The 22,189-nt window shown below is 60.7% G+C and carries 20 protein-coding genes and 1 riboswitch; of the genes, 7 read left to right on the top strand and 13 right to left on the bottom strand.

Annotation, left to right across the window (positions count from 1 at the left end):
• Window positions 1-45: 45 nt before the first annotated feature.
• The 4 genes from ACYZTK_RS12955 to ACYZTK_RS12970 form a co-directional block, all read right to left on the bottom strand.
• Window positions 46-654 (bottom strand): YqiA/YcfP family alpha/beta fold hydrolase, encoded by a 609-nt coding sequence (locus ACYZTK_RS12955; RefSeq protein WP_462014792.1) that lies wholly within the window; start codon window positions 652-654, stop codon window positions 46-48.
• A gap of 196 nt (window positions 655-850) precedes the next feature.
• Window positions 851-1,666, bottom strand: a complete 816-nt coding sequence (gene cpdA / locus ACYZTK_RS12960; RefSeq protein WP_462014793.1) for a 3',5'-cyclic-AMP phosphodiesterase — start codon at window positions 1,664-1,666, stop codon at window positions 851-853.
• A gap of 99 nt (window positions 1,667-1,765) precedes the next feature.
• Window positions 1,766-2,218 (bottom strand): DUF1249 domain-containing protein, encoded by a 453-nt coding sequence (locus tag ACYZTK_RS12965; protein WP_008063540.1) that lies wholly within the window; start codon window positions 2,216-2,218, stop codon window positions 1,766-1,768.
• Window positions 2,209-2,826: an NUDIX domain-containing protein gene (locus tag ACYZTK_RS12970; RefSeq protein ID WP_462014794.1), complete on the bottom strand. Its 618-nt coding sequence runs from the start codon at window positions 2,824-2,826 to the stop codon at window positions 2,209-2,211. The genes ACYZTK_RS12965 and ACYZTK_RS12970 overlap by 10 nt, the downstream gene beginning before the upstream one ends.
• 205 nt (window positions 2,827-3,031) lie before the next feature.
• Between ACYZTK_RS12970 and ACYZTK_RS12975 the strand changes: the two genes are divergently transcribed.
• Window positions 3,032-3,778, top strand: coding sequence for an RsiV family protein (locus ACYZTK_RS12975; RefSeq protein WP_462014795.1), 747 nt, complete (start codon window positions 3,032-3,034; stop codon window positions 3,776-3,778).
• Here ACYZTK_RS12975 and cytX read toward each other — a convergent pair.
• The gene (cytX, locus tag ACYZTK_RS12980; RefSeq protein WP_462014796.1) at window positions 3,747-5,039 is read right to left on the bottom strand and encodes a putative hydroxymethylpyrimidine transporter CytX; all 1,293 of its coding nucleotides are present in this window, start codon (window positions 5,037-5,039) and stop codon (window positions 3,747-3,749) included. The genes ACYZTK_RS12975 and cytX overlap by 32 nt on opposite strands.
• A 175-nt stretch (window positions 5,040-5,214) precedes the next feature.
• A complete protein-coding gene (thiC, locus tag ACYZTK_RS12985; RefSeq protein WP_462014797.1) occupies window positions 5,215-7,104 on the bottom strand; it encodes a phosphomethylpyrimidine synthase ThiC in 1,890 nt (629 codons plus the stop codon).
• Window positions 7,105-7,272: 168 nt separating this feature from the next.
• Window positions 7,273-7,378, bottom strand: a riboswitch (TPP riboswitch).
• A 201-nt stretch (window positions 7,379-7,579) separates the two neighbouring features.
• Here thiC and ACYZTK_RS12990 point away from each other — a divergent pair.
• Entirely contained in the window at window positions 7,580-9,013 is a 1,434-nt protein-coding gene (locus ACYZTK_RS12990) for a TolC family outer membrane protein (RefSeq protein WP_462014798.1), read from the top strand.
• 102 nt (window positions 9,014-9,115) lie between these two features.
• Here the strand turns inward: ACYZTK_RS12990 and waaA are convergent, their stop codons facing one another.
• Both waaA and ACYZTK_RS13000 read right to left on the bottom strand, forming a co-directional pair.
• Entirely contained in the window at window positions 9,116-10,393 is a 1,278-nt protein-coding gene (gene waaA, locus ACYZTK_RS12995; RefSeq protein ID WP_462014799.1) for a lipid IV(A) 3-deoxy-D-manno-octulosonic acid transferase, read from the bottom strand.
• Between the two features lie 11 nt (window positions 10,394-10,404).
• On the bottom strand, window positions 10,405-11,307 hold the full coding sequence (locus ACYZTK_RS13000; RefSeq protein ID WP_462014800.1) for a LysR family transcriptional regulator: 903 nt from the start codon (window positions 11,305-11,307) through the stop codon (window positions 10,405-10,407).
• Between the two features lie 101 nt (window positions 11,308-11,408).
• Here ACYZTK_RS13000 and ACYZTK_RS13005 point away from each other — a divergent pair, with 101 nt between their 5' ends.
• The 4 genes from ACYZTK_RS13005 (at window position 11,409) to ACYZTK_RS13020 (ending at window position 14,904) form a co-directional block, all read left to right on the top strand.
• On the top strand, window positions 11,409-11,741 hold the full coding sequence (locus tag ACYZTK_RS13005) for a DMT family transporter (RefSeq protein ID WP_015093202.1): 333 nt from the start codon (window positions 11,409-11,411) through the stop codon (window positions 11,739-11,741).
• Window positions 11,742-11,918: 177 nt separating this feature from the next.
• On the top strand, window positions 11,919-13,094 hold the full coding sequence (locus ACYZTK_RS13010) for an NAD(P)/FAD-dependent oxidoreductase (protein ID WP_462014801.1): 1,176 nt from the start codon (window positions 11,919-11,921) through the stop codon (window positions 13,092-13,094).
• Window positions 13,091-13,903, top strand: coding sequence for an aldo/keto reductase (locus tag ACYZTK_RS13015; protein WP_462014802.1), 813 nt, complete (start codon window positions 13,091-13,093; stop codon window positions 13,901-13,903). Before ACYZTK_RS13010 ends, ACYZTK_RS13015 begins: the two co-directional genes overlap by 4 nt.
• 32 nt (window positions 13,904-13,935) lie before the next feature.
• Complete coding sequence (locus ACYZTK_RS13020) at window positions 13,936-14,904, top strand: metal ABC transporter ATPase (protein ID WP_462014803.1); 969 nt, start codon at window positions 13,936-13,938, stop codon at window positions 14,902-14,904.
• Between the two features lie 90 nt (window positions 14,905-14,994).
• On the opposite strand, the gene hldE is transcribed toward ACYZTK_RS13020, so the two are convergent.
• The 3 genes from hldE to ACYZTK_RS13035 all read right to left on the bottom strand — a co-directional run bounded on the left by hldE (window position 14,995) and on the right by ACYZTK_RS13035 (window position 19,522).
• A complete protein-coding gene (hldE, locus tag ACYZTK_RS13025) occupies window positions 14,995-16,416 on the bottom strand; it encodes a bifunctional D-glycero-beta-D-manno-heptose-7-phosphate kinase/D-glycero-beta-D-manno-heptose 1-phosphate adenylyltransferase HldE (protein ID WP_462014804.1) in 1,422 nt (473 codons plus the stop codon).
• Window positions 16,417-16,528: 112 nt separating this feature from the next.
• Entirely contained in the window at window positions 16,529-18,334 is a 1,806-nt protein-coding gene (gene msbA / locus ACYZTK_RS13030) for a lipid A export permease/ATP-binding protein MsbA (RefSeq protein ID WP_462014805.1), read from the bottom strand.
• A gap of 15 nt (window positions 18,335-18,349) precedes the next feature.
• The gene (locus ACYZTK_RS13035; RefSeq protein WP_462014806.1) at window positions 18,350-19,522 is read right to left on the bottom strand and encodes an O-antigen ligase family protein; all 1,173 of its coding nucleotides are present in this window, start codon (window positions 19,520-19,522) and stop codon (window positions 18,350-18,352) included.
• A gap of 150 nt (window positions 19,523-19,672) precedes the next feature.
• On the opposite strand from ACYZTK_RS13035, the gene ACYZTK_RS13040 reads away from it, so the two are divergent.
• Window positions 19,673-20,239, top strand: coding sequence for a BUD32 family EKC/KEOPS complex subunit (locus tag ACYZTK_RS13040; RefSeq protein WP_462014807.1), 567 nt, complete (start codon window positions 19,673-19,675; stop codon window positions 20,237-20,239).
• Here ACYZTK_RS13040 and ACYZTK_RS13045 read toward each other — a convergent pair.
• On the bottom strand, window positions 20,234-21,325 hold the full coding sequence (locus ACYZTK_RS13045; RefSeq protein ID WP_462014808.1) for a glycosyltransferase: 1,092 nt from the start codon (window positions 21,323-21,325) through the stop codon (window positions 20,234-20,236). The genes ACYZTK_RS13040 and ACYZTK_RS13045 overlap by 6 nt on opposite strands.
• Window positions 21,326-21,373: 48 nt before the next feature.
• Window positions 21,374-22,135, bottom strand: coding sequence for a glycosyltransferase family 2 protein (locus tag ACYZTK_RS13050; protein WP_462014809.1), 762 nt, complete (start codon window positions 22,133-22,135; stop codon window positions 21,374-21,376).
• Between the last annotated feature and the right edge of the window lie 54 nt (window positions 22,136-22,189).

Genomic DNA, 22,189 nt, shown 5'->3' on the forward strand with positions numbered 1-22,189 from the left:
GTCTCGTCGTCCTTTGAAAAAAGTGTTCTGTAGAAAAGGGGCCGGTCACAGTGCTGTGAAATCAATTTTTTGATACAAATCTGCGCCGATACCGGCAAAACTCAGCATGGCCGGAAGTTGCGCGGCAAAGCCCTGGAAACTGTGGTCGCCACCGGCCTGGATGCGCAAGGCGCAGGCCCGGTAATACTGCTGGGCGAGGCGGTAGTCCAGGGTTTCGTCACCGGTCTGCAGCCACACCTGAAAGCGCTGGGGGTCTTGCGGTGCCGGCACTTCCAGCTCGGCCAGGGCCGTCACATGGTCGTGGGTCAATTCCCAGGCTTCATCGGTATACAGGTTTCTCTGAGTCCCCAGGTGCCCGTCGAACATCCGGTGCGGGCTGACTGCCGGGTTGACCAGCAGGGCCTTGAGGCCATGGCGCTCGGCCAGGTGAGTCGCATAGTAGCCGCCGAGTGAGCTGCCGACCAGTAATGGCCGTCCCAGCTCGGCAATCGCCTGCTCAAGCTGACCGATGGCCTCACGCGGATGGTGATGCAGGGCCGGCACTCGCAGGTTTTCGCTCATGCCCAGGCGATCCATCACTTCCACCAGCTGAGTGGCCTTTTTCGAGGACGGCGCGCTGTTGAAACCGTGGATATAGAGGATCGAGCCGGACATTGGAGCTCCCTGTGCGTTGGGTAAGGAAGGCGGAGTTTACAGGGTGTCGGGAGGATCGGGGTATCTGTCGAAGTGATGGCGCCTGTGCCGGCCCCTTCGCGAGCAAGCCCGCTCCCACATGGGATCTGCGTCGTCCACAAATCCCATGTGGGAGCGGGCTTGCTCGCGAAGGCCATCACGCGGCCTTCAGGAATGACTAATAACCGCCGGAGCCATAATCAACCTGAAACTCGAAACCAGTAACCCGCTCAACACCAGTCTCGATCCCCCCATCCGCCAACAACCGCAACCACCGATACCCCGGCGCCTGATCCCCCACCGCAAAATCCTCACTCCCCGGCTCGAACTGAATGCAGGTCGACGGCGACGCCATCAGCCGTACTCCATTGCGCTCACGGTCGATCTCCTGGTGCACATGCCCCCACAGCACCGCGCGCACCTGGGGAAAACGGTCCAGCACGGCAAACAGCGCCTCTGGATTGCGCAGGCCGATCGGCTCCATCCACGCACAACCGATCGACACCGGATGATGATGGAAACACACCAGGTGATGCCGCTCCGGCGCTTCGCTTAGCGATCGGGCAAGTAACTGAAGCTGTTCGTCCTGCAGATACCCGGGCACCGACCCCGGCACCGCTGAATCAAGCAGGGTGACGCGCCAGTTGCCGACATCCACCACAGGCTCCAGCAGAGCGCTTTGCACGGCGGCCGCGGCCATGACCTGAGGTTCGTCGTGATTGCCAGGAATCCAGCGCGCCGGCGCATCGAGCTGTCGAATCAGGTCGCGAAACAGCTGGTAAGACTCCAGCGTCCCGTCCTGTGACAGGTCGCCACTGGCAATCACCAGGTCAATGTGCGGCTGCTGCAGGCGCACCAGTTCGATGACCTTTGTCAGGCTGTCGCGGGTATTCATGCCCAGCAACGTGCCGTGCGCTTCGGCGAACAAGTGGCTGTCGGACAGTTGCACCAGCAACGCCGAATCGGCGGTGGTCAATGTGGATACGCTCGGCAAGGCGTTCTCCCAGGGCGAAATCACGGGGTTGGACAAGTGCCGCAATTATGCTGGGGGACGAGCGCAAGAGGAAAGCCGTGAACCGAACGCAGTTCACAACTAGCGAACGACTTCGTACTCGTGTCCCAACGCCAGGCAATGGCTCAGCCACTCCCCCAGGAACATGTTCAGCTGGGCTTTTTCATCCGGTTGATGCATCGAGGCGTTCGGATAAGGATAGATGCCGCGAAAGCGTCGTGCATGTTCGGCGCTGACCACTTCGGCCATACAGGCGTCGTGATAGACCTGAACTTCCAGCTGCGGCACCGGCAACCACGGCAGGCTGTGTTCCTGGCGCACCTGCAAGGTGGTGGTGTACGGGCAGACCTGCAGCACCTCCAGCGCCAGCACGCCGAGCATCTGGTCGCCGTGGGTCACCGCAATGCGCCGCGCTGCCGGCTCGCTACGCATGTCCGGCAACAGGCGCATCAGCCGCGCATAGTTGGCCTCACACGAGGCTTGCAGCCCCACGAGGTCGACTCGATAGCGATCGCGCAACTTGTTTACGACCATAACCCCCTCACTTCAGCGCGGTTTAAAGCTAACCATTGCAAGGCAATGATGCTGGCCGCGTTGGCAATTCGTCCGTCGCGTACGGCCTGCAGCGCATCTTCAAACGCCCAGACCGTAACGCGGATATCTTCTGCTTCTTCCTCCAGCCCATGCAGGCCGCCGGCCCCGGTTGTCTCGCAACGCCCCAGGTACAAATGCACAAATTCATTGCTGCCGCCCGGCGATGGAAAGTACTTGGTCATCGGCCACAGCGCCCCGAACACAAGCCCAGCTTCCTCCTGCGCCTCGCGGTGAGCAACTTCTTCCGGCACTTCATCCTTGTCGATCAGACCAGCGACCAGTTCAATCAGCCACGGGTTGTCGGTCTTGCCCATGGCACCGACGCGAAATTGCTCGATCAACACCACTTCGTCACGCTGGGGGTCGTACGGCAATACGCATACCGCATCGTGGCGAACGAACAGTTCCCGATTGATTTCGCGACTCATGCCTCCGGCGAACAATTCGTGGCGCAAGTGCACACGTTCGAGCTTGTAGAAGCCCTCGTAGCACTTTTCGCGCCGAACGATCTCAACGGCGGTCGGAATGGCGTTGGCAAAATCAGTCATGACAATCCTCGTATCTGCACCGAGGCTCCAGCCTCGACTTCGCGCCATCCTAACGCGCTCGTGACGTTTGATGCAGCCCCTTTCCAGCCGCCGGGATAGACGGTGAGGGCGAAACCAACTCTAATTAGCTTAGTGGCGAACTGATTACTGCGCTGGCAGTCGAAGCGGGTAACTTTCGCCTTTCCCTGTTTCATGAAGGACGCCCATGTCGCTTTTCAAAATCGCCTCCGTGGCCGCAATCGCGTTGACCTTGGCCGCTTGCCAGAGCCTGTTCCAGCCCAATTACCGAACGCCACTGGAAACCACCCGTGACGCCTCCGAGCAGCTGAAGCCGGGCTGCACGACGCCGGATTGCCCACTGGTCAATATCGATACTCTGCGTTTCCCTGCCGAGCCTGCGCTGGACGGCATCATCGAAAAGCGCCTTTTGCAAATGACCCGCACCTCACCCGACGCCCCGGTGGCGCCAACGCTGGCGGCCTATCGCGATGAGTTTCTGCGCACCGCCGGCCCGCGCAACAGCAGCTATCTGCAGGCCAAGGTACGTGAGCAGCATGACGGCTTGGTGATCGTAGAGTTTTCCAGCTACCTGGATACGGGCGGCGCCCATGGCACGCCGGGTCGCAGCTTCATCAACTATTCGCGCCAGCAGCACAAGGTGCTGACGCTGGCGGACATGTTGCTGCCAGGCCAGGAAGACGCCTTCTGGAAAACCGCGCAGGTGGCACACAACAGCTGGCTGATCAGTACCAAGCTCGATCAGGAAGCGGAGTTCGTGAAGAGCTGGCCGTTCCAGAAGACCCAGAACGTGGCACTGACCTACGGTGGGGTGATCCTCAAGTACGAAACCAGCACCATCGCGCCGTACGCGCTGGGCCATGTCGAACTGAAGATCCCCTACCCGCGCCTGAACGGTATTCTCAGACCCGAGCTGTTTCCTGGCCGTAACTGAAGGCCCGACCCAGCACCAGCTGCAGCAACCCTGCCAGAATCAACGACGGCAGGGTTGCGCCGATGTCCGGGTATAGATTGGCCAGCAGATGATACGTGCTCACCCCGCCCAACCAGGCGAGCAACGCCGGCCAGCGCAATGCGGCTGATGCGACATGGGCACTGCGTTTGCGCAGGATGAAGTGATCCACCAGCACCACGCCGAACAGCGGCGCAAACACTGAACCGATCAGCAGCAGGAAGTTCTGGTACTGAGCCAATGGCGCGAGCAACGCGATCAGGGTGCAGAGCACGCCGATGGCCAACGCCAGGTGCTCGACTTTAAAGCGCACCAGCACTCCGCTGGAAACTGCCGCCGAGTGGATGTCGGCAAAGGCATTTTCCGACTCGTCCAGCAGGATCAGCAACAGCGGAATCCCCAGGCCGGCACCGGCCAGCGCCAACAGCAGCGCATTCACTTCACCGCTCGGCGCAAACGCCAGGGTGTAGGCGACGCCAAGGCTCATCAGCCAGAAGTTGCCGATAAAAAAGCCCAACGCAGTTCCGCCGAACACATTTTTCGCGCGTTTGCCGAATCGCGAGTAGTCGGCGATCAGCGGCAGCCAGGACAACGGCATCGCAATGGCAATGTCGAAACCCACCGCAAACGGCATCGAACCGTCGCCGGCTTGTGCCCACAGCGCTGCCAGGTCGGCTTTGGCGAACAGGTTCCAGGTCAGCCAGATGCAGGCGGCCAACAGCAGCCAGATGCCCCATTTGCGCAGGATCTGCCGCACGAAGGTCAGCGGCCCGCTGACGGCCAGCAGGGTGGCCAGGCCACCGAAAAACAGCGTCCATAACAGCGGACTCGAAAGCAGGCTGCCTTCGTTGGAAGCGCGGGCGCCCAGCAGGCTGGCGGCGTCGCGCATGACGATGATTTCGAACGAGCCCCAACCGATCAGTTGCAGCAGGTTCAGCACCGCCGGCAGGCTGGCGCCCTTGATGCCGAGGCTGAGTTTGAGCGCGGCCATTGCAGACAGACCGGTGTCACTGCCGATCACGCCGACGGCGGCCAGCAGCAGGACGCCGACCAGGGTGCCGAGAAAAATCGCCAGCAGCGAACCGGAAAGGCCCAGGCCGGGTGCGAGCAGGGCACCGGTCTGCAGGACCATCAGGCCGATGCCGAGGGAGAACCACAGGGAGAACAGATCGCGGCCGCCGAAGACACGTTTGTCGGCAGGCACCGCGATGTCGGGGGAGTAAGTGCTGGGTTGAATGCTCAAGGGTGTTATCTCAGAGGGATAAGTGTGTCATTGAGATATCCGGCGCCTAATCCGGCGCCTTCGCGAGCAAGCCCGCTCCCACAGTTGACCGAGTTGTCCTGGCGGACGCGTTCAACTGTGGGAGCGGGCTTGCTCGCGAAGACGGCCGCACAGACGCCGTCAATCACAGGTCAGATCAAACCTTCTTGTACAGCTGACTGCCTTCCTGCTTGAACCGCTCAGCCTGTTCCGCCAGTCCCTGGGCGACCTCTGCATCAATCGTTTCAATCCGCTGGTTGGCCGCGTATTCACGGACTTCCTGGGTGATCTTCATCGAGCAGAATTTTGGCCCGCACATCGAGCAGAAATGCGCGACCTTGGCCGAGTCCTTCGGCAGGGTTTCATCGTGATACGAACGCGCAGTGTCCGGATCCAGGCCCAGGTTAAACTGATCTTCCCAGCGGAATTCAAACCGCGCCTTGCTCAAGGCATTGTCGCGAATCTGCGCCCCGGGATGCCCCTTCGCCAGATCGGCGGCGTGTGCGGCGATCTTGTAGGTGATGATCCCGGTCTTCACGTCATCCTTGTTCGGCAGGCCCAGGTGCTCCTTCGGCGTCACGTAGCAGAGCATCGCGCAACCGAACCAGCCGATCATCGCCGCACCGATACCGGAGGTGATGTGGTCGTAGCCCGGCGCAATGTCGGTGGTCAGCGGGCCGAGGGTGTAGAACGGCGCCTCGTCGCAGCACTCGAGCTGCTTGTCCATGTTCTCCTTGATCAACTGCATCGGCACGTGGCCGGGGCCTTCGATCATGCACTGCACGTCGTGCTTCCAGGCGATCTTGGTCAGCTCGCCGAGAGTTTCCAGCTCGCCGAATTGCGCGGCATCGTTGGCATCGGCAATCGAGCCAGGACGCAGGCCGTCGCCCAGCGAGAAGCTGACGTCATAGGCCTTCATGATTTCGCAGATGTCTTCGAAATGGGTGTAGAGGAAGTTCTCTTTGTGATGCGCCAGGCACCACTTGGCCATGATCGAACCGCCACGGGAGACGATACCGGTCACGCGCTTGGCAGTCAGCGGCACGTAGCGCAACAGCACGCCGGCGTGGATGGTGAAGTAGTCGACGCCCTGCTCGGCCTGCTCGATCAACGTGTCGCGGAACAGCTCCCAGGTCAGGTCTTCGGCGGCGCCGCCGACTTTTTCCAGGGCCTGGTAGATCGGCACGGTACCAATTGGCACCGGCGAGTTGCGGATGATCCACTCGCGGGTTTCATGAATGTGCTTGCCGGTGGAAAGGTCCATGACCGTGTCCGAGCCCCACCGAATGCCCCAGGTCAGTTTCGCCACTTCTTCCTCGATGGACGAACCGAGGGCGCTGTTACCGATGTTGCCGTTGATCTTCACCAGGAAGTTACGGCCGATGATCATCGGTTCCAGTTCGGTGTGGTTGATGTTGGCCGGAATGATCGCGCGACCACGGGCAATCTCGTCACGGACGAATTCCGGGGTGATGATTTTCGGCACGCTGGCGCCGAAGCTGTGCCCGCCGTGTTGCTGGTCCAGCAGCCCGGCGGCGCGAGCCACTTCGAGCTTCATGTTTTCGCGGATGGCGACGTATTCCATCTCGGCGGTGATGATGCCTTTGCGGGCGTAGTGCATCTGGCTGACGTTGGCCCCGGCCTTGGCGCGGCGCGGGTTGTTCACGTGGGCGAACCGCAGCTTGGTCAGCTCGGCATCGGCCAGGCGTTCCTGGCCGAAATTGGAACTCAAGCCCGGCAGGCGCTCGGTGTCGCCACGGGACTCGATCCAGGGCGAACGCACATCGGCCAGGCCTTTGCGCACGTCGATGATGACGTCGGGGTCGGTGTACGGGCCCGAGGTGTCATACACAACCACCGGCGCGTTGATCTCGCCGCCGAAGTCGGTCGGGGTCACATCCAGGCTGATTTCGCGCATTGGCACGAGGATGTCCGGGCGGGAACCCTGGACGTATACTTTTTGCGAGCGAGTAAAGGGTTGAACCGACTGTTGATCGACTTGGGCCGAATCACTCAGGTTCGTCATGTTTTTTAGTTTTATCGTCATCACGGGCTCTCCAGACAGCATCCAGGCAGTGGATTTTTGTCGGAGCGAACCTGTAACGAATGGACGCGACCAATCAGCGATAACAATGCTGTTGGTGCTGTGCTCAGTGCTCGAGGGGTGTTCGATTGTCGAACAACATCCCGGACGAAGCACAAGAGGACTCGCCGGGTGACGAGAAATCTTGTTCCCTACGCAGGCGCTAACCTGATCAGGTTCAACGGGATCCGAAATTATTCGATCTCAGCCTCATAGCAAGGCACCCCGACAAGAACCCGGCCAGTCTAGCCACAACCGGCACGGAACGCCAACCCTCGATAAACACCGTGATGAATGGCGCAATTACAGGATTGTTGCCGAACGTGCGCGCATCTACACTCGCTACGCCGCGCCGCGCGTTAAAGCGGAGCATTGACGACATACAACGCCGCGCCGTAACTTGGCGCAAATTATCAGCGTAATTTTTAGGGATGGCCGCATGCTGCGCAAACTTTCACTGGCCTTTGCCGTGTCTTGTGCTTCGAATGGAATGGCCTGGGCAGCGGAAGCGCCCTTATCGACCAAAACTGACCTGGTGAGCGTCTATCAGGAAGCAGTGGACAATAACGCCGACCTGGCCGCCGCTCGCGCCCAGTATGGCGCGCAGAAAGAAGTGGTGCCCCAGGCGCGTGCCGGGCTGTTGCCGAATCTTTCCGGCGGCGCCCAGGTCGCCAATGTGCGTACCGACATTAATCAGCCGTCCGCCGTGGCCAGCCGTAGCGCCAACTCCTATCAGGCGACCCTTGCCCAGCCACTGTTCCGCGCCGATCGCTGGTTCCAGTACCAGGCCGCCAAGGACGTCAACGAGCAGGCGGCGCTGCAACTGTCGGCTACCGAACAGAACCTGATCCTGCAGACCGCCGAAAGCTATTTCAACGTGCTGCGCAGTCAGGACAACCTGGCCTCGACCAAGGCTGAGGAAGCGGCTTTCAAACGCCAGCTCGACCAGTCCAACGAGCGCTTTGATGTCGGCCTGTCGGACAAGACCGACGTGCTGCAATCCCAGGCCAGCTACGACACCGCGCGGGCCAACCGCATCGTCGCGCAGCGCCAGGTGGATGACGCTTTCGAAGCCCTGATCACCCTGACCAATCGTCAATACAACTCGATCCAGGGCATCGTGCATTCCTTGCCGATCCTGCCGCCGGCACCCAACGACGCGAAATCCTGGGTCGACACCGCCGCCAGGCAGAACCTGAATTTGCTCGCCAGCAACTACGCGGTCAGCGCCGCTGAAGAGACGCTCAAGCAGCGCAAGGCCGGCCACGCACCAACACTGGATGCGGTGGCGAAGTATGAAAAAGGCGACAACGACAACTTTGGGTTCAGCAACCCGAATGCCTTCGGCCAGGCCTATGGCGGCCCCGTCGAACAACAGACCCTGGCCCTGCAACTGAACATCCCGATCTACAGCGGCGGGCTGACCAGCTCCCAGGTGCGCGAGTCCTACTCACGGCTGGACCAGACCGAACAACAGCGTGAAAGCCTGCGCCGGCAAATCGTCGAGAACACCCGCAACCTGCATCGCGCGGTGAATACCGACGTTGAGCAGGTGCAAGCGCGCAAGCAGTCGATCATCTCCAACCAGAGCGCGGTGGAAGCTACCGAAATCGGCTATCAGGTGGGTACGCGAAACATCGTTGATGTGCTGGATGCCCAGCGCCAGCTGTACACCTCGGTGCGCAACTACAACAACACCCGGTATGACTACATCCTCGACAACCTGCGTCTGAAGCAGGCGGCAGGAACGTTGAACCCGGGGGATCTGGAAGATCTGAAGCGCTACCTGAAGGCTGACTACAACCCGGACAAGGATTTCCTGCCACCGGATTTGGCGAAGGCTGCGGCGGAGCAACTCAAAGCCCGGCCTTGAAGCAAAAGCAAAAGATCGCAGCCTTCGGCAGCTCCTACAGGGGAATGCATTCCAAAGTAGGAGCTGCCGAAGGCTGCGATCTTTTATTAAACGCGACGCAGCTTAACGATCGATCAATCGACCGAGGCCGTCCAGTAACCGCTGCAACGCCCCCTGATTGGCACGCATCACGCTCAATCCCGCCTCGGCCATGCGCTGCGCATCCCGCGGCAATTCGAACAAGCGCTGCACGGCCACCGCCAGGCCTTCGGCATCTTCCACCTCCTGCAACGCCCCGGCATTGCGTAACTGCGCGGCTATTTCGAGGAAGTTGAACAGGTGTGGGCCGCTCAAGACCGGTTTGGCCAATGCCGCCGGCTCCAGCAGGTTATGCCCGCCGTTCGGTACAAGACTGCCGCCGACGAATGCGGTATCCGCCAAGGCGTAAAGAAACAGCAATTCCCCCATGGTGTCGCCCAGCAACACGGAAGTCGCGGCACCTACCGCCTCGCCCGTGGAACGGCGGACCGTGGCAAAGCCCTGCTGCTGGCACAGTTCAAACACCGAATTGAATCGCTCCGGGTGACGCGGCACCAGAATCAGCAGCGCATCCGGATGATTGGCCAGCAACTGCCGATGGGCCGCCAGCACCACCTGGTCTTCACCCTCGTGGGTGCTGGCGGCGATCCACACCGGACGTTCCTGCGCCTGCCACTGGCCGCGCAACTCGGTGGCACGCAGGAGCAGCTGCGGATCGATGGTCAGGTCAAATTTGATCGAGCCGGTGACTTCGACCGTCTTCGGGCGCGCGCCGAGGTTGCGAAAACGCTCGGCTTCGGTTTCGGTCTGCACAGCAAACAGGCTCATTTCGGCGAGCATCGGCTGGGTCAATTTGCGAAAACGCCCATAGCCCCTGGCCGAACGCTCGGACAGTCGCGCATTGGCCAGCGCCACGGGAATGCCCCGCTTGGCGCACTGATGAATATGGTTGGGCCAGAGCTCGGTCTCCATGATCACCGCCAGTTGTGGCTGGACCCGGTCGAGAAATCGCTTTGCCGCGCAAGGCAGGTCGTAGGGGAGATAGCAGTGCTGGATTCGCGGCTCATTGGCGAACAAGGCCTGGATGCGCTCCGAACCGGTCGGGGTCATGCAGGTCACGGTGATCGGCAACTGTGGATAACGTTGCAGCAAGGCGCGGATCATCGGCGCCGCAGCAATGCTTTCACCCACGGACACCGCGTGCACCCAGATACCGCCGGGCTGCATCACCGGCAGCCCACAGGAAAAGCGCTCGCCGATACGTTTGGCATAAGCCGGGGCCTTGCGCGAACGCAACCACAGACGAATCGCTACCAATGGCAGCCCCAGGTAAAACAGCGCGGTGTAGAGAGTTCTATTCATGGCGGCGGAGTTTATCGGCTTTTGCCGCCGATCGCCCGCAAGTGCACGGCAAAACGTTCCGCCAACCAGCGCGCGGCCGGGCCCAGTGGCTCATCCCGGCGCCACACAAGTTCTACCACCAGGGCGGGCGGCGTCCATTCGCTGACCAGTTCGACCATCTGATCCTGATAAGCCGGGTACTGCACCACGTGGCGCGGCAACCAGGCCCAGCCGAGGCCACGCACCAGCCATTCGGCCATCACGTAAAAACTGTCGGCGCGCCAGACCTGCGGGCTGGCGGGTTCGCTGCCGGGGTAGACGCTGGATTGGGTGGACATCAACAGTTGCCGATGTTGCGCCAGTTGCTGGCAGTCCACCGCGGATTTGCCTGCCAGGGGGTGTCCGATGCCACACACGGTGACCATTTCGACGCTGCCCAACACCCGGCGCTCGAGGGATTCGGGAATCTGGTCGTGATAAAACAGCAGCCCCAGGTCGGCCCGACGCTCGACCAGTTTGCGCGCAACGTCGCCTTGAGCGGCGCTGGTCAGTTGCACTTCAAGGCTGGGAAATTGTTGCGCCAGAGCCTCGAAGCTGTCCACCACTGCCTGATAGGGCATCGCCTCATCCTGAGCAACCCGCAACCGCGCCTCCTGCCCGCGCATCATCGCAAGCGCCCGCCCGTTGAGGCGCTCGCACTGGCGCAGCACTTCCCTCGCCTCTTCGAGCAAGGCGTTGCCGGCTTCAGTGAGCTTGGGCTGACGACCGCTGCTACGGTCAAACAGGCTGACGCCAAGGTCTTCTTCAAGCAGCGCGATTGAGCTGCTGACTGCCGACTGCGCCTTGCGCTGCTGACGCGCCACTGCCGAAAACGAGCGTTGTTCGGCTACGCTGACAAACAGCCGAAGCTGTTCCAGATTCCACTGCATGTTCATCGTCAACCCATCGCTAAAACAGATAGGTAATGACTTTACCGCATCTGGCAGATCTCTAAAATGGCGGTCAGACAAGCAACACTTCACTTGAGGATGCACCCATGACCGCTTACTACTACCTGGCCATTGCCATCTGCGCCGAAGTGATCGCAACCGTTTCGATGAAGGCCGTCAAAGGCTTCAGTACGCCGCTGCCGTTGGTACTGGTGATTGTCGGCTACGGCATTGCCTTCTGGATGCTCACCCTGGTGGTGCGCAGCGTGCCGGTGGGTGTGGCCTATGCGGTGTGGGCAGGCATGGGGATCGTGATGGTCAGCGTGGCTGCGCTGTTTATCTATGGGCAGAAGCTGGATGTACCGGCGATGCTGGGAATGGCGCTGATCGTCCTGGGCGTGGTGGTTATCCAGCTGTTTTCCAAAACTGCCGGGCATTAACGTTCAAAGTGCCATCCATTGTAGGAGTGAGCCTGCTCGCGATAGCGGTTTATCAGGCAAAATATGCGTCGACTGACCGGACACTATCGCGAGCAGGCTCACTCCTACAGGTCCGTCGGCCGCTCCAATCTTCGAGTCTGTATACTGCTCCCTCGTCTTGAACACTGAGGTCGCTGCATGCCATCCGTTATTTCCACCGACGTTTTGATCGTCGGCGCTGGTGTCGCCGGCCTCTGGCTGAACGCGCGCCTGCGCCGCCAAGGGTTTTCGACCGTGCTGGTGGAAAGCGCCAGCCTCGGTGGCGGGCAGAGCCTGAAGTCCCAGGGGATCATTCACGGCGGCGCCAAATATGCGCTGCATGGCGCCCTGACCGGCGCCTCGGAGGCCATCGCCGACATGCCAAGACGCTGGCGTGAAGCGCTGGCCGGCGACGGCGAGCTGGACCTGAGCGGCGTACGCCTGCTGTCCGAAGCTCACTATCTCTGGTCCCCCGGCACCCTTGCCGGCAACCTCACCAGTTTCTTCGCCAGCAAAGCCGTGCGTGGCAGGGTCGATCAGGTCAAGGGCGACCAGCTCCCCCCCGCGTTGCAGGACAAGCGCTTCAAAGGCAAAGTCTATCGCCTGGCCGAACTGGTGATTGATGTTCCCAGCCTGATCCAGCGCCTTGCTGACCTGGCGGGCGACGGCCTGCTCGCCGGGCAAGAGATCGCCCCGCTGCTGGAAGGCGGCGTACTGGTGGGCCTGACAGTCGACGGACGCGATATCCGCGCCCAGCGCATCGTCCTCAGCGCCGGCGCCGGCACCGCAGCGCTGCTAGAAGCATTGGGACTAAGCCGGCCAGCCATGCAACGCCGACCACTGCACATGATCATCGCCAAGGGGCCCAGCCTCAAACCGCTATACGCCCACTGCCTGGGCGGCGGGACCAAACCGCGCATTACCGTCACGACTCATCCGGCGGCCGATGGCCAATGGGTCTGGTACCTGGGTGGTGACATCGCCGAATCCGAAGGCGTCGCGCGCCAACCCGAAGAGCAGATTGCCACGGCGCAGAAAGAACTCGGCCAGTTGCTGCCCTGGATCGACCTGAGCACCGCACGATGGGCCACCTTGCGGGTGGACCGTGCCGAGCCCCTGCAGTCCGGACTGACACGTCCGGACAACGCTTTCCTCGCCGAAGAGGGCCGCCTGTTGGTGGGCTGGCCCACTAAACTGGCCCTGGCGCCGGACTTCGCAGATCGGGTAATCGCCTCCCTGCAGCGGGACGGGATCCAGCCGAGCCCCCCTGCAGCACTGCCCGAACTACCGAAACCACCCATGGGCATTCCTGCCTGGGAGCAACTGTTGCCATGAGCCAGCCGACCCTGCACGAACTGCACCGCCCACTGGGCAGCACCGGCCTGATGGTTTCGCCGTTGGGCCTGGGCACCGTCAAGCTGGGCCGCGACCAGGGCGTAAAATACCCGAATGGTTTCCAGATCCCGGGCGAGGACGAAGCCCGCATGTTGCTCAACCTCGCACGAAACATGGGCATCAACCTCATCGACACCGCCCCGGCCTATGGCCACAGCGAAGAGCGCCTCGGTCCATTGCTGCGCGACCAGCGCAAGGACTGGGTCATCGTCAGCAAGGTCGGCGAAGAGTTTGCCAATGGCCAGTCCAGCCACGATTTCAGCGCCGCCCACACCCGGCTGTCGGTGGAACGCAGCCTGCAACGTCTGGAAACTGATTTTATCGACCTGGTGCTGGTGCACTCCGACGGCAATGACCTGGCGATTCTCAATGACAGTGAGGTCTACGCGACCCTGGCCGAGCTCAAGCGTGAGGGCAAGATTCGTGGTTTCGGCTTTTCCGGGAAAACCGTCGAAGGCGGCCTGAAGGCTCTGGAGCAAGGCGATTGCGCGATGGTCACTTACAATCTGAACGAATTGAGCGAGAAAGCCGTCATTGACTATGCTGCTGCTCACGGCAAAGCCATCCTGGTCAAGAAAGCGTTGGCCAGCGGTCATGTCTGCCTGAGCCCCGGTGTCGATCCGGTGCGCGCCAGCTTCGAGTTGTTGTTTGAACATCCGGGCGTTGCCAGTGCTATTGTCGGGACCATCAATCCGCTGCACCTCGCCCACAACGTCGCGACCGTTGCCCAGGTCCTTCGTAGAAACTGACGCCGCCGACGCGGCCTTAAGCAGGAGCCGACATGCCGCGTACGCTCATAAGAAAGAACCCCAGCAACTTCAAGACCCTGCCGTTATTCGTCGAAGCGACTCCCGAAGGCCTGAGCTACCAGAGCGTCGGGATGCCGCTGAATTTTTCGCAAACCTTGCAGCGTCGCCGCCCGGTGGCCGTGGCGGATCCCGAGCGGTTCGCCGTGGAACTGGCGAACCTCGGGGTGTCGGTACGCCTGACCCTGCATTGGCAAAACCGCGATTACTGGGTGCTGGTGCGCCAGCGGCGCCAGGATCGTGGTGACGTTGTGCTCAAGCTGATCTCCGGTTATGTCCCGGCCCATGAGCTGAACTTGCCGTTGCACACGGCCATTCAGGAAATCGCTGAAGAGTGCCTGCTGGAAACTCCGGAAGGCTGGCTCGGCGGACGTTTCAACGACACCTGGTTGCCTGCGCCCTACTCGTCCGCCCTGCATTACCGCGAAGCCCTGCCTTTTCGCCTGACACCATTGTCGGGTGCGGCGCGGCCGGTGCGCTGCGCCAACATGCAGTTAATCGAAAGGCCAAGTGCTTATGTGCATTTGCCCACAGCGTCCTTGCAGCTGATCTACGACTTGCGCCTCGACGTGCCTAAGGAAGCCAAGTCCCTGAGCCTGTTCCATGTTGATGAGCGACTCGAAGGCGATCAACTGGTGGCCCGGCTCGATCGCAAGCGGCCAGACCTGTACCTGATGCCCCTGCACGACGGCCAGCCCATGGCCGAGCTCTACACCTTGAAGAAGGATCAGCTATACCCGGCAAGCACTCGCGGGTTGTACCTGGCAGAGAGTTTTGCCCTGCAGGAAGGCTGGCTGGTGCGCGATGAGCGGATCAAATGGAAGGACTGGGTGAAGCAGCAGGGATTGAGCCCGCCCGGGAAGGATTCAGGTTTGGCACGGCTGCGCGGAAAAGCCAAGCAGCTGCTGAAGAGAATTGTGCCGCGCAAGAAAGTCAGTTCCTGAAAGCAAAAAATCGCAGCACCGACAGCCCGTAGGAGCTGCCGAAGGCTGCGATCTTTTGACGTTGCGATCAAGATGAAAGATCGCAGGCTCCTACGACTTGCGGATCTTCTCGACAATCGCCGTAGTAGAGCTGTTTTCAACCAGCCCCAACACTTTGACGGTGCCGCCATAGGCAGCGACGATGTCCGCGCCAACTACCTGCTCGATCCCGTAATCCCCGCCCTTGACCAGCACGTCCGGCTTGACCTCGCGCAGCAGGTTTTCCGGCGTGCCCTCGGAGAAGCTGATCACCCAGTCCACCGCGCCCAGGCCTGCGAGCACCGCCATGCGCCGGTCGACGCTGTTGATCGGACGCCCCGGTCCTTTCAAACGGCTCACCGAAGCATCGTCATTGACCGCGACGATCAGGCGATCGCCCTGGGCTCGCGCCTGCTCGAGGTAAGTCACGTGGCCGGCATGCAATATGTCGAAGCAGCCATTGGTGAACACGATCGTCTCTTTGTGCGCGCGCGCATCGTCAACTGCCAGCAGCAGCTGCTCAAGGCCCAGCACTCCGCGCTCGGAGCCTTCTTCGCGCTGGATCGCGCGGCGCAGTTCCGGGGCGCTGATGGCGGCGGTACCCAGCTTGCCGACCACGATACCCGCGGCCAGGTTGGCCAAGGCCACCGCGTGAGGCAGTTCTTCGCCCGCCGCGATCGCGGCCGCCAGGGTGGAAATCACCGTGTCACCGGCACCGGTCACGTCGAACACTTCCCGTGCCCGCGCTGGCAGGTGCAGCGCCGGATGATCCGGGCGCAACAAGGTCATGCCATGCTCGCCGCGAGTCACCAGCAAAGCGCCCAGATCGAGCTCCTGCATCAGGGTCGCGCCCTTGGTCACCAGTTCATGCTCATCGGAGCATTTACCCACGATGGTTTCGAATTCGCTGAGGTTCGGCGTGATCAGGCTTGCCCCACGGTAAATGGAGAAATCCTTGCCCTTGGGGTCGGCCAACACTGGAATGCCACGAGCACGGGCGGCCTGGATCAGCACCTGATGGTTCTTCAATGCGCCTTTGCCGTAGTCGGACAACACCAGCACCTTGATGCCTTCAAGCAGCTCGTCGACCTGCTCACCCAACGCCAGGGCGTCAGTGGCGAAGGGTTCTTCGAAGTCGATACGCAGCAATTGCTGGTGACGACTCATGACCCGCAGCTTGACGATGGTCGGCTGGTGCGCGATGCGCTGGAACAATGCCCGCACGCCAGCACCCTGGAGGCTGTTGGCAAGGCTGTCGGCGGCTTCATCGTCGCCGGTGACGCCGACCAGGGAGGCTGGGGCACCGAGAGCGGCAATGTTCAACGCAACGTTGGCGGCACCGCCCGGGCGGTCCTCGATTTGCTCGACCTTGACCACTGGTACCGGCGCCTCCGGAGAGATCCGTGAGGTACCACCATGCCAATAACGGTCGAGCATGACATCGCCGACCACCAAGACAGGGGCTTGATCGAATCGCGGCATGGACAACTTCATGGAGCAACCCACATACAAAATGAACAGGGGCGCGATATTAACACAGGGTTGCCGTGGGCTTGCGCCACGGCTGCAACCGAATGAGACATCGTTTTTCGCCCCCCGGTCTGGCTCAGGCGATATTTTCCACCGGAGTATCGAGCCCCATGGCGTGCAGGCGCGAGTAGTAGCCATTTTGCGCGAGCAACTGCGCGTGGGTGCCACGCTCGACGATTTCCCCATGGTCCATGACCAGGATCAGGTCAGCCTTCTCGATCGTCGACAGGCGGTGAGCAATCACCAGCGTGGTACGACCCTTCATGACCTGATCCAGGGCTGCCTGGATATGGCGTTCGGATTCGGTATCGAGTGCCGAGGTCGCCTCATCGAGAATCAACAACGGTGCGTTCTTCAACAGTGCCCGGGCGATCGCCAGGCGCTGGCGCTGACCACCGGACAACAGCACGCCGTTTTCCCCGACCTGGGTATCCAGGCCTTCCGGCATCTGCGAGATGAAGTCCATCGCATAAGCATCAGTGGCGGCCTTCTCGATGTCGGCACGCGGGGCGCCGGCTAGATCGCCGTAGGCGATGTTGTTGGCAATGGTGTCGTTGAACAGGGTCACGTGCTGCGTAACCTGCGCCACATGCCGGCGCAGGTTGCGCAGGCGGTAGTCTTCGATTTCGACGTCATCCAGGAGAATTTCGCCGGTATCGTGGTGATAAAAGCGCGGAATCAGGCTGGCCAGGGTCGACTTGCCGCTGCCGGAGCGCCCTACCAGGGCGATCATCTGCCCAGGTGCGGCCGAGAAGCTGATGTTCTTCAACACCTCACGTTCGGTGTTCGGATAGGTGAAGCTCAGGTTGCGCACTTCCAGGTAACCGCTAACGCGATCACGCTCGACGGTACCGCTATCAACCTCGGGCTCGACGTCCAGTTGCTCGAAGATGCTCTCGGCACCGGCCACGCCTTTCTGAATGGTCGAGCTGACTTCCGACAGTTGGCGAATTGGCTTGGGCAACAGGCCCGCCGCCGTGATGTACGCCACCAGGTCGCCCGCCGTAGCGTCGCCACGCAGGAACAGCACGAGGAACATCAACACGGCCATGGCGGTATAGATGACCAACTGCAACATAGGCGTGTAAACCGCACCGGTCTTGGTCATGCGCAGCTGTTTGTCGGTGTTGCCTTGGCTGGCTTCGGCAAAGCGGCGCTCTTCATAGCTTTCGCCGCCAAAGCTGCGTACCACGCGATAGCCCTGGATGGTTTCGGACGCCACGTGGGTCACGTCCCCCATGGCCACCTGGATCTTTTTGCTCTGCTTGCGGAATTTCTTGCTGGTGTTACCCACCATGAACGCGATCACCGGCAAGATCGCCAGCATCACGATGGTCAGTTTCCAGTTCATCCACAACAGGTAGGCAAACAGGAATACCACGGTCAGGCCTTCGCGAATCACGACCTTGATCGCGTCGGTGGCCGCACCGGTGACCATGGTCACGTTGAAGGTGATGCGCGAGATCAGATGCCCGGAGTTGTGGGTGTCAAAGTAGCGATTGGGCAACACCAACAGCTTGTTGAAAAGCTCGACGCGCAGGTCATGCACCAACCCCAGCGAAACCTTCGCCAGGTAGTAGTTGCCCAAAAACGAACCCAGTCCCTGCCAGGCAGCGATCAGGATGATCAGCAACGGCACGGCCATCAGCAACTGCAGGTCCTGCAGGTAAGGCACGTTAGGGAAGAGCACCGCTTCAGGGTTGCTCAGGCCATCGACGAAATATTTGAGAATCCCCGCCAGCATCGGCTGGGTGGACGCAAAGATCACGAAGCCGACGATACTCACCAGGAAAAGGCCAACATAGGGTTTCACGTACCCCAACAGCCGAAGATAGATTTTCAGGCTGGAGTCCTGTCCCGCTTTGGGCGGTGCGTCACTCATCGTAGAGCTCACTAGTTAGGTAGAACGCAAAATTTTATCACAGGCACCGGTGTTGGCCCGAGCCCATACCAAAACACTGGCCAATCCGATCGGTAGCCAGCTGATGAACCACTCGGCCCGGGGCGTTCCACTCATGCTGGCTGCGTCAAACTGCATCGCCAGGGTCGAGAACACCCAGATGCCGAGAATCCCTTGGCCGTAAAGCGTCTCGCGGACTTTCCAGGCTTGTCGCAGAACTCCGAACCAGACCGCACACCACAGAAGCAGGCCTGGCAGGCCCAATTCGATCGCGACATGGCTGAACAGATTATGGGCGTGGTCGAAGTATATGCCCTCGGCAAACACCTTATAGTCACTTCCCAGTCCCAGCCCACGCCATGGGTGCTCGGCGATCATGTTCAAGCTGGCCACCAGGATTTCCGGGCGATAGGACGCACCGCGTGCCAGCACCAGTGACTGCAAAGACCAGAATGCCAGCACCGCCACCGCCAGCGCGCAAATTGCGACAACACAACTGCGCCGATCCCGGCACCAGATCGGCATGGCGAGCAAGGTAAAGAACAACGCCAATGCTGCGCCGCGACTCTGGCTCATCACTACAAATGCGCCCAACAGGCCCAGCGCGACTACCCAGATGCCTTGCATCCAGCGCTCGCGCGGCACCCAAAGTACAAGCCACACGGCGGCGAGTCCGATGACGTAGCCACCAAGGATCGGGTGCGACAATTCTCCAAGACCCTCAAGCCGGGCAATCCAGGTGTTGCCATTGATGCCGTAGAACCTGATCACGGCAGCCAGCGCCGTCAACGCCAGCCCGAAGCCTCCCCATTGCATGAGGCGGACCACGCGGTCCGGTCGACCATTGGCCAATATCGGAAAGAACAGCAGGAATACGATGATGTACAGCAGGCGCTTGGCCTCTCGGGCAGGGTCCTCGGCGCCGGTCCACATCAGGCTTATCAACGACCAGGCCAGTAATCCCAGCAGCGGCAGGTAGATCCAGCGCTGTTCAGACACCAGCTCTTTCAGTCGAGCCCGTGCAGGCCAGGCGAACACCAGAGCCGGCAGCCAGAGCAGAACCACCAGCCCCTGCTGATAGGCCTTGTTGGTAGGCGCTACGGCAATGGCCAGCAAAAACCAGATCAGCCCTGCGGACATCCATAGTTGCGCCCAGCGTGTTTCCTGCATCGATTTGCTCCTTGGATAGTTCACCCTGCCTCACCCGGCATGGTTAAAACTGAAACTTTTCGGCATCATTGCCCGCCACGGTGCCCCGCTATTCCGACAAGGCTTTCTACGATGCAATGTTCCCGACTTCCGCAAGACGCTTTAAATCAGATGATTGAAGGCGCCCGAGTACTGGAGGCTGACAGCTACGGTCCGAAAGTCTACCTGTTGCAGGATGGGAATATCCTCAAACTATTCAGGCGCAAGCGACTATTTTCTTCCGCAATGTTTCGTCCGTACTCGAAACGTTTCATCGACAATGCCCTTGAACTGCAAAAGCTCGGCGTGCCGACCTTCAAGGTGCTGCAGTTCTTTCGACTGCAAGCGCCAGGCATGACCGCAGTGCTTTACGAACCGCTGCCAGGTGAAACCCTGCGCCAGATTGCGGCAAAAGAGGGCTTCGACTGGCAGCGGAATTTGCCCGCGCTCGCTGAATTGATACGCAGCCTGCACAAATCGGGGATTTACTTTCGCTCGCTGCACCTGGGCAATATCGTGGTGACGCCAGACAACCGCATGGGTTTGATTGATGTCGCAGACATGCGTTTTGTCCGTGCGCCGCTACCAAAGCATCTGGTCAAACGCAACTTGCAACACTTCGCGCGCTATATTGCACGGGAGAACCTGAACGAGAGCTTTCCAATGCAAGCACTCGAACGGGCCGTTTTACTTTCATGACAACAATGTGCGGGCAGCCAGACTGAAATCCAGCCAGGCCTGATCAGGTGCCAGCTCTCGGTACTGACTCGCCGCGACCGTCGACGCAGACTCGTTGAACGCACTTAAGATTGCCGCGCTCCAGGCGTTGACGTCGGCGGCGGCGGCATACACGCCGTGGTCATTCAGCTGTTCGCGGAACACTGGCAGCTCGCTGGACATCACCGGCACGCCCGCCATCACCGCCTCCTGCATGATCAGCCCGAGCCCTTCGCTCAAGGAAGGGATCGCGACCCAGTCGAAAGCGCGGTAAAGCTGCGCGGCGTCGTTCAGGTGCCCCATCAACGAAACACTCTTGGCCAAACCCAGACTGTCGATACGAGCTTGCAGCGTTGAGCGGTTGGATCCTTCGCCAATAATCACCAGGCGCAGGTCCGCGCGTTGTTTCAACGCCAGCGCAAAGGCGTCGAGCAGGCAGGCAAAACCTTTCTTGTCTTCCAGCCGACCAACCGCACCCAATACCGACGTCGCGTCCAGCGGCAGCCCCAGGCGCACCCGGGCATCCTCACGCGAGAAGACTTCCGCGCGAAAGGCCAAAGGGTCGAAGGCGGAGCGCAGCGTCAGGATCGGTAACTGCAGATCCTGGCCCAGCTTGTTCGCCAGCGTGCCGGACACCGCGACCAACGTCAGCTGAGCGGCCGTGAAATGTTGAAACAGCGCCCGGTCTTCAGCACGCAGGCGCGTGGAACCGTGAAAAATCACGATGGCGCGTACATGTGGAAGCTTCTTCAGCAGGGGCAACAAGGTGCGTGCGACGCCAAGGCCGTCAAGCAGCAACAGCTCGGCCTGGCTCTCCACCAGCGCTTTGTGAAAGCCGGCCTGCATCCAGGGTCTGGTCAGCCGCCAGAAGTGCCGACCTTTCAACTGTGCGGAGGACAGGTTCCACTCCCTGGCGCCGGCTACGTTTACACCGCAGTCGGAGGCGCCTCCCTGCAACAGCCAGGTCTTGACCGGCATCTCGCCGGCCTGGGACAGGATCTGCTGATGAACCTTGTGAATCGAGGCAAACGGCGCACCACCCGACCACATGACGTTGAGAATGCTCATAACGTCGCACGCCGATGCAGGGATCTGGTGGGGTATGTCCTGGTGCACTTAATTGATGAACCAGCCAATGCAGACTCCCAACAGTAGAGACAGTGCAAACTTGATCTGTTCGCGTCGGCTACGACGCGCCTTGCGCTCGCGCTCGACCGAAGTCTGCACGTGCAGGCCGAAGCCCGTGTGCCGAACCGCGTCGCCTTCCAGCGTGACTGCCGTCAGGTTCAGCTGCGCGTAACGTTTGGACAGTGCCTTTTCCCCGTCGTGCGAGGCGTAGGGCGCGCACAGCTGATATTCCTTGATCCGGCGCAGCCCCGGGTTCAGCGAGAAGCTCTGCCATTCCGGTTTGTCGGAGATCAGCGGGTAACACGCCACGCCGCCAATGAACTCCCGCGTACCCAGACGAATGTACGGACTGTGCACGCACAGATCATAAATATAGCTGCGCATCCACACTTGGAGGATTTCCGGACGCAATTGCAGAATGGCCAGGGAGTCTTCCACGAAACCTGGGCGATAGAATTCCCAGTCGTCTTCACAATGGAAGATGTACGGCGTGGTGACGTGCTCGTAGGCCAGGTCGATGGAAGCCAACTGGCCGAGCTTCGGGCGATTGACGAAGACCGTGCAGTGATCCTTCCACCCGGCAGGAATAACCGAGTGCACTCCTTCGTCACCGGCGTCTTCAGTGATGAAGACCTCGCGGATAGGGGCGGTATTGAACCGGTCAAAACTCTCGAGGGTAATTTTGAGCAGGTCCAGGCGGCCACAGCTGGTGACCACCAATGTGATGTTACTTTCTGTTGAAAACTGCACCAGATTCTCGATTTAAGTCAAAGTGCCAGCAATATCAATGGCTGACCGGCCCTT

The sequence above is a fragment of the Pseudomonas sp. LB3P31 genome (assembly GCF_054897945.1).

Excerpts from the sequence above, each read along its gene's own strand:
- ACYZTK_RS12955 (WP_462014792.1), bottom strand. The coding sequence starts at position 654 with ATGTCCGGCTCGATCCTCTATATCCACGGTTTCAACAGCGCGCCGTCC.
- ACYZTK_RS13045 (WP_462014808.1), bottom strand. The coding sequence starts at position 21,325 with ATGAGCATTCTCAACGTCATGTGGTCGGGTGGTGCGCCGTTTGCCTCG.
- hldE (WP_462014804.1), bottom strand. The coding sequence starts at position 16,416 with ATGAAGTTGTCCATGCCGCGATTCGATCAAGCCCCTGTCTTGGTGGTC.
- ACYZTK_RS13015 (WP_462014802.1), top strand. The coding sequence starts at position 13,091 with ATGAGCCAGCCGACCCTGCACGAACTGCACCGCCCACTGGGCAGCACC.
- ACYZTK_RS13040 (WP_462014807.1), top strand. The coding sequence starts at position 19,673 with ATGATTGAAGGCGCCCGAGTACTGGAGGCTGACAGCTACGGTCCGAAA.
- ACYZTK_RS13010 (WP_462014801.1), top strand. The coding sequence starts at position 11,919 with ATGCCATCCGTTATTTCCACCGACGTTTTGATCGTCGGCGCTGGTGTC.
- msbA (WP_462014805.1), bottom strand. The coding sequence starts at position 18,334 with ATGAGTGACGCACCGCCCAAAGCGGGACAGGACTCCAGCCTGAAAATC.
- ACYZTK_RS13035 (WP_462014806.1), bottom strand. The coding sequence starts at position 19,522 with ATGCAGGAAACACGCTGGGCGCAACTATGGATGTCCGCAGGGCTGATC.
- thiC (WP_462014797.1), bottom strand. The coding sequence starts at position 7,104 with ATGACGATAAAACTAAAAAACATGACGAACCTGAGTGATTCGGCCCAA.
- ACYZTK_RS12970 (WP_462014794.1), bottom strand. The coding sequence starts at position 2,826 with ATGACTGATTTTGCCAACGCCATTCCGACCGCCGTTGAGATCGTTCGG.
- ACYZTK_RS13020 (WP_462014803.1), top strand. The coding sequence starts at position 13,936 with ATGCCGCGTACGCTCATAAGAAAGAACCCCAGCAACTTCAAGACCCTG.
- ACYZTK_RS13005 (WP_015093202.1), top strand. The coding sequence starts at position 11,409 with ATGACCGCTTACTACTACCTGGCCATTGCCATCTGCGCCGAAGTGATC.
- ACYZTK_RS12965 (WP_008063540.1), bottom strand. The coding sequence starts at position 2,218 with ATGGTCGTAAACAAGTTGCGCGATCGCTATCGAGTCGACCTCGTGGGG.
- ACYZTK_RS12975 (WP_462014795.1), top strand. The coding sequence starts at position 3,032 with ATGTCGCTTTTCAAAATCGCCTCCGTGGCCGCAATCGCGTTGACCTTG.
- ACYZTK_RS12990 (WP_462014798.1), top strand. The coding sequence starts at position 7,580 with ATGCTGCGCAAACTTTCACTGGCCTTTGCCGTGTCTTGTGCTTCGAAT.
- ACYZTK_RS13000 (WP_462014800.1), bottom strand. The coding sequence starts at position 11,307 with ATGAACATGCAGTGGAATCTGGAACAGCTTCGGCTGTTTGTCAGCGTA.
- waaA (WP_462014799.1), bottom strand. The coding sequence starts at position 10,393 with ATGAATAGAACTCTCTACACCGCGCTGTTTTACCTGGGGCTGCCATTG.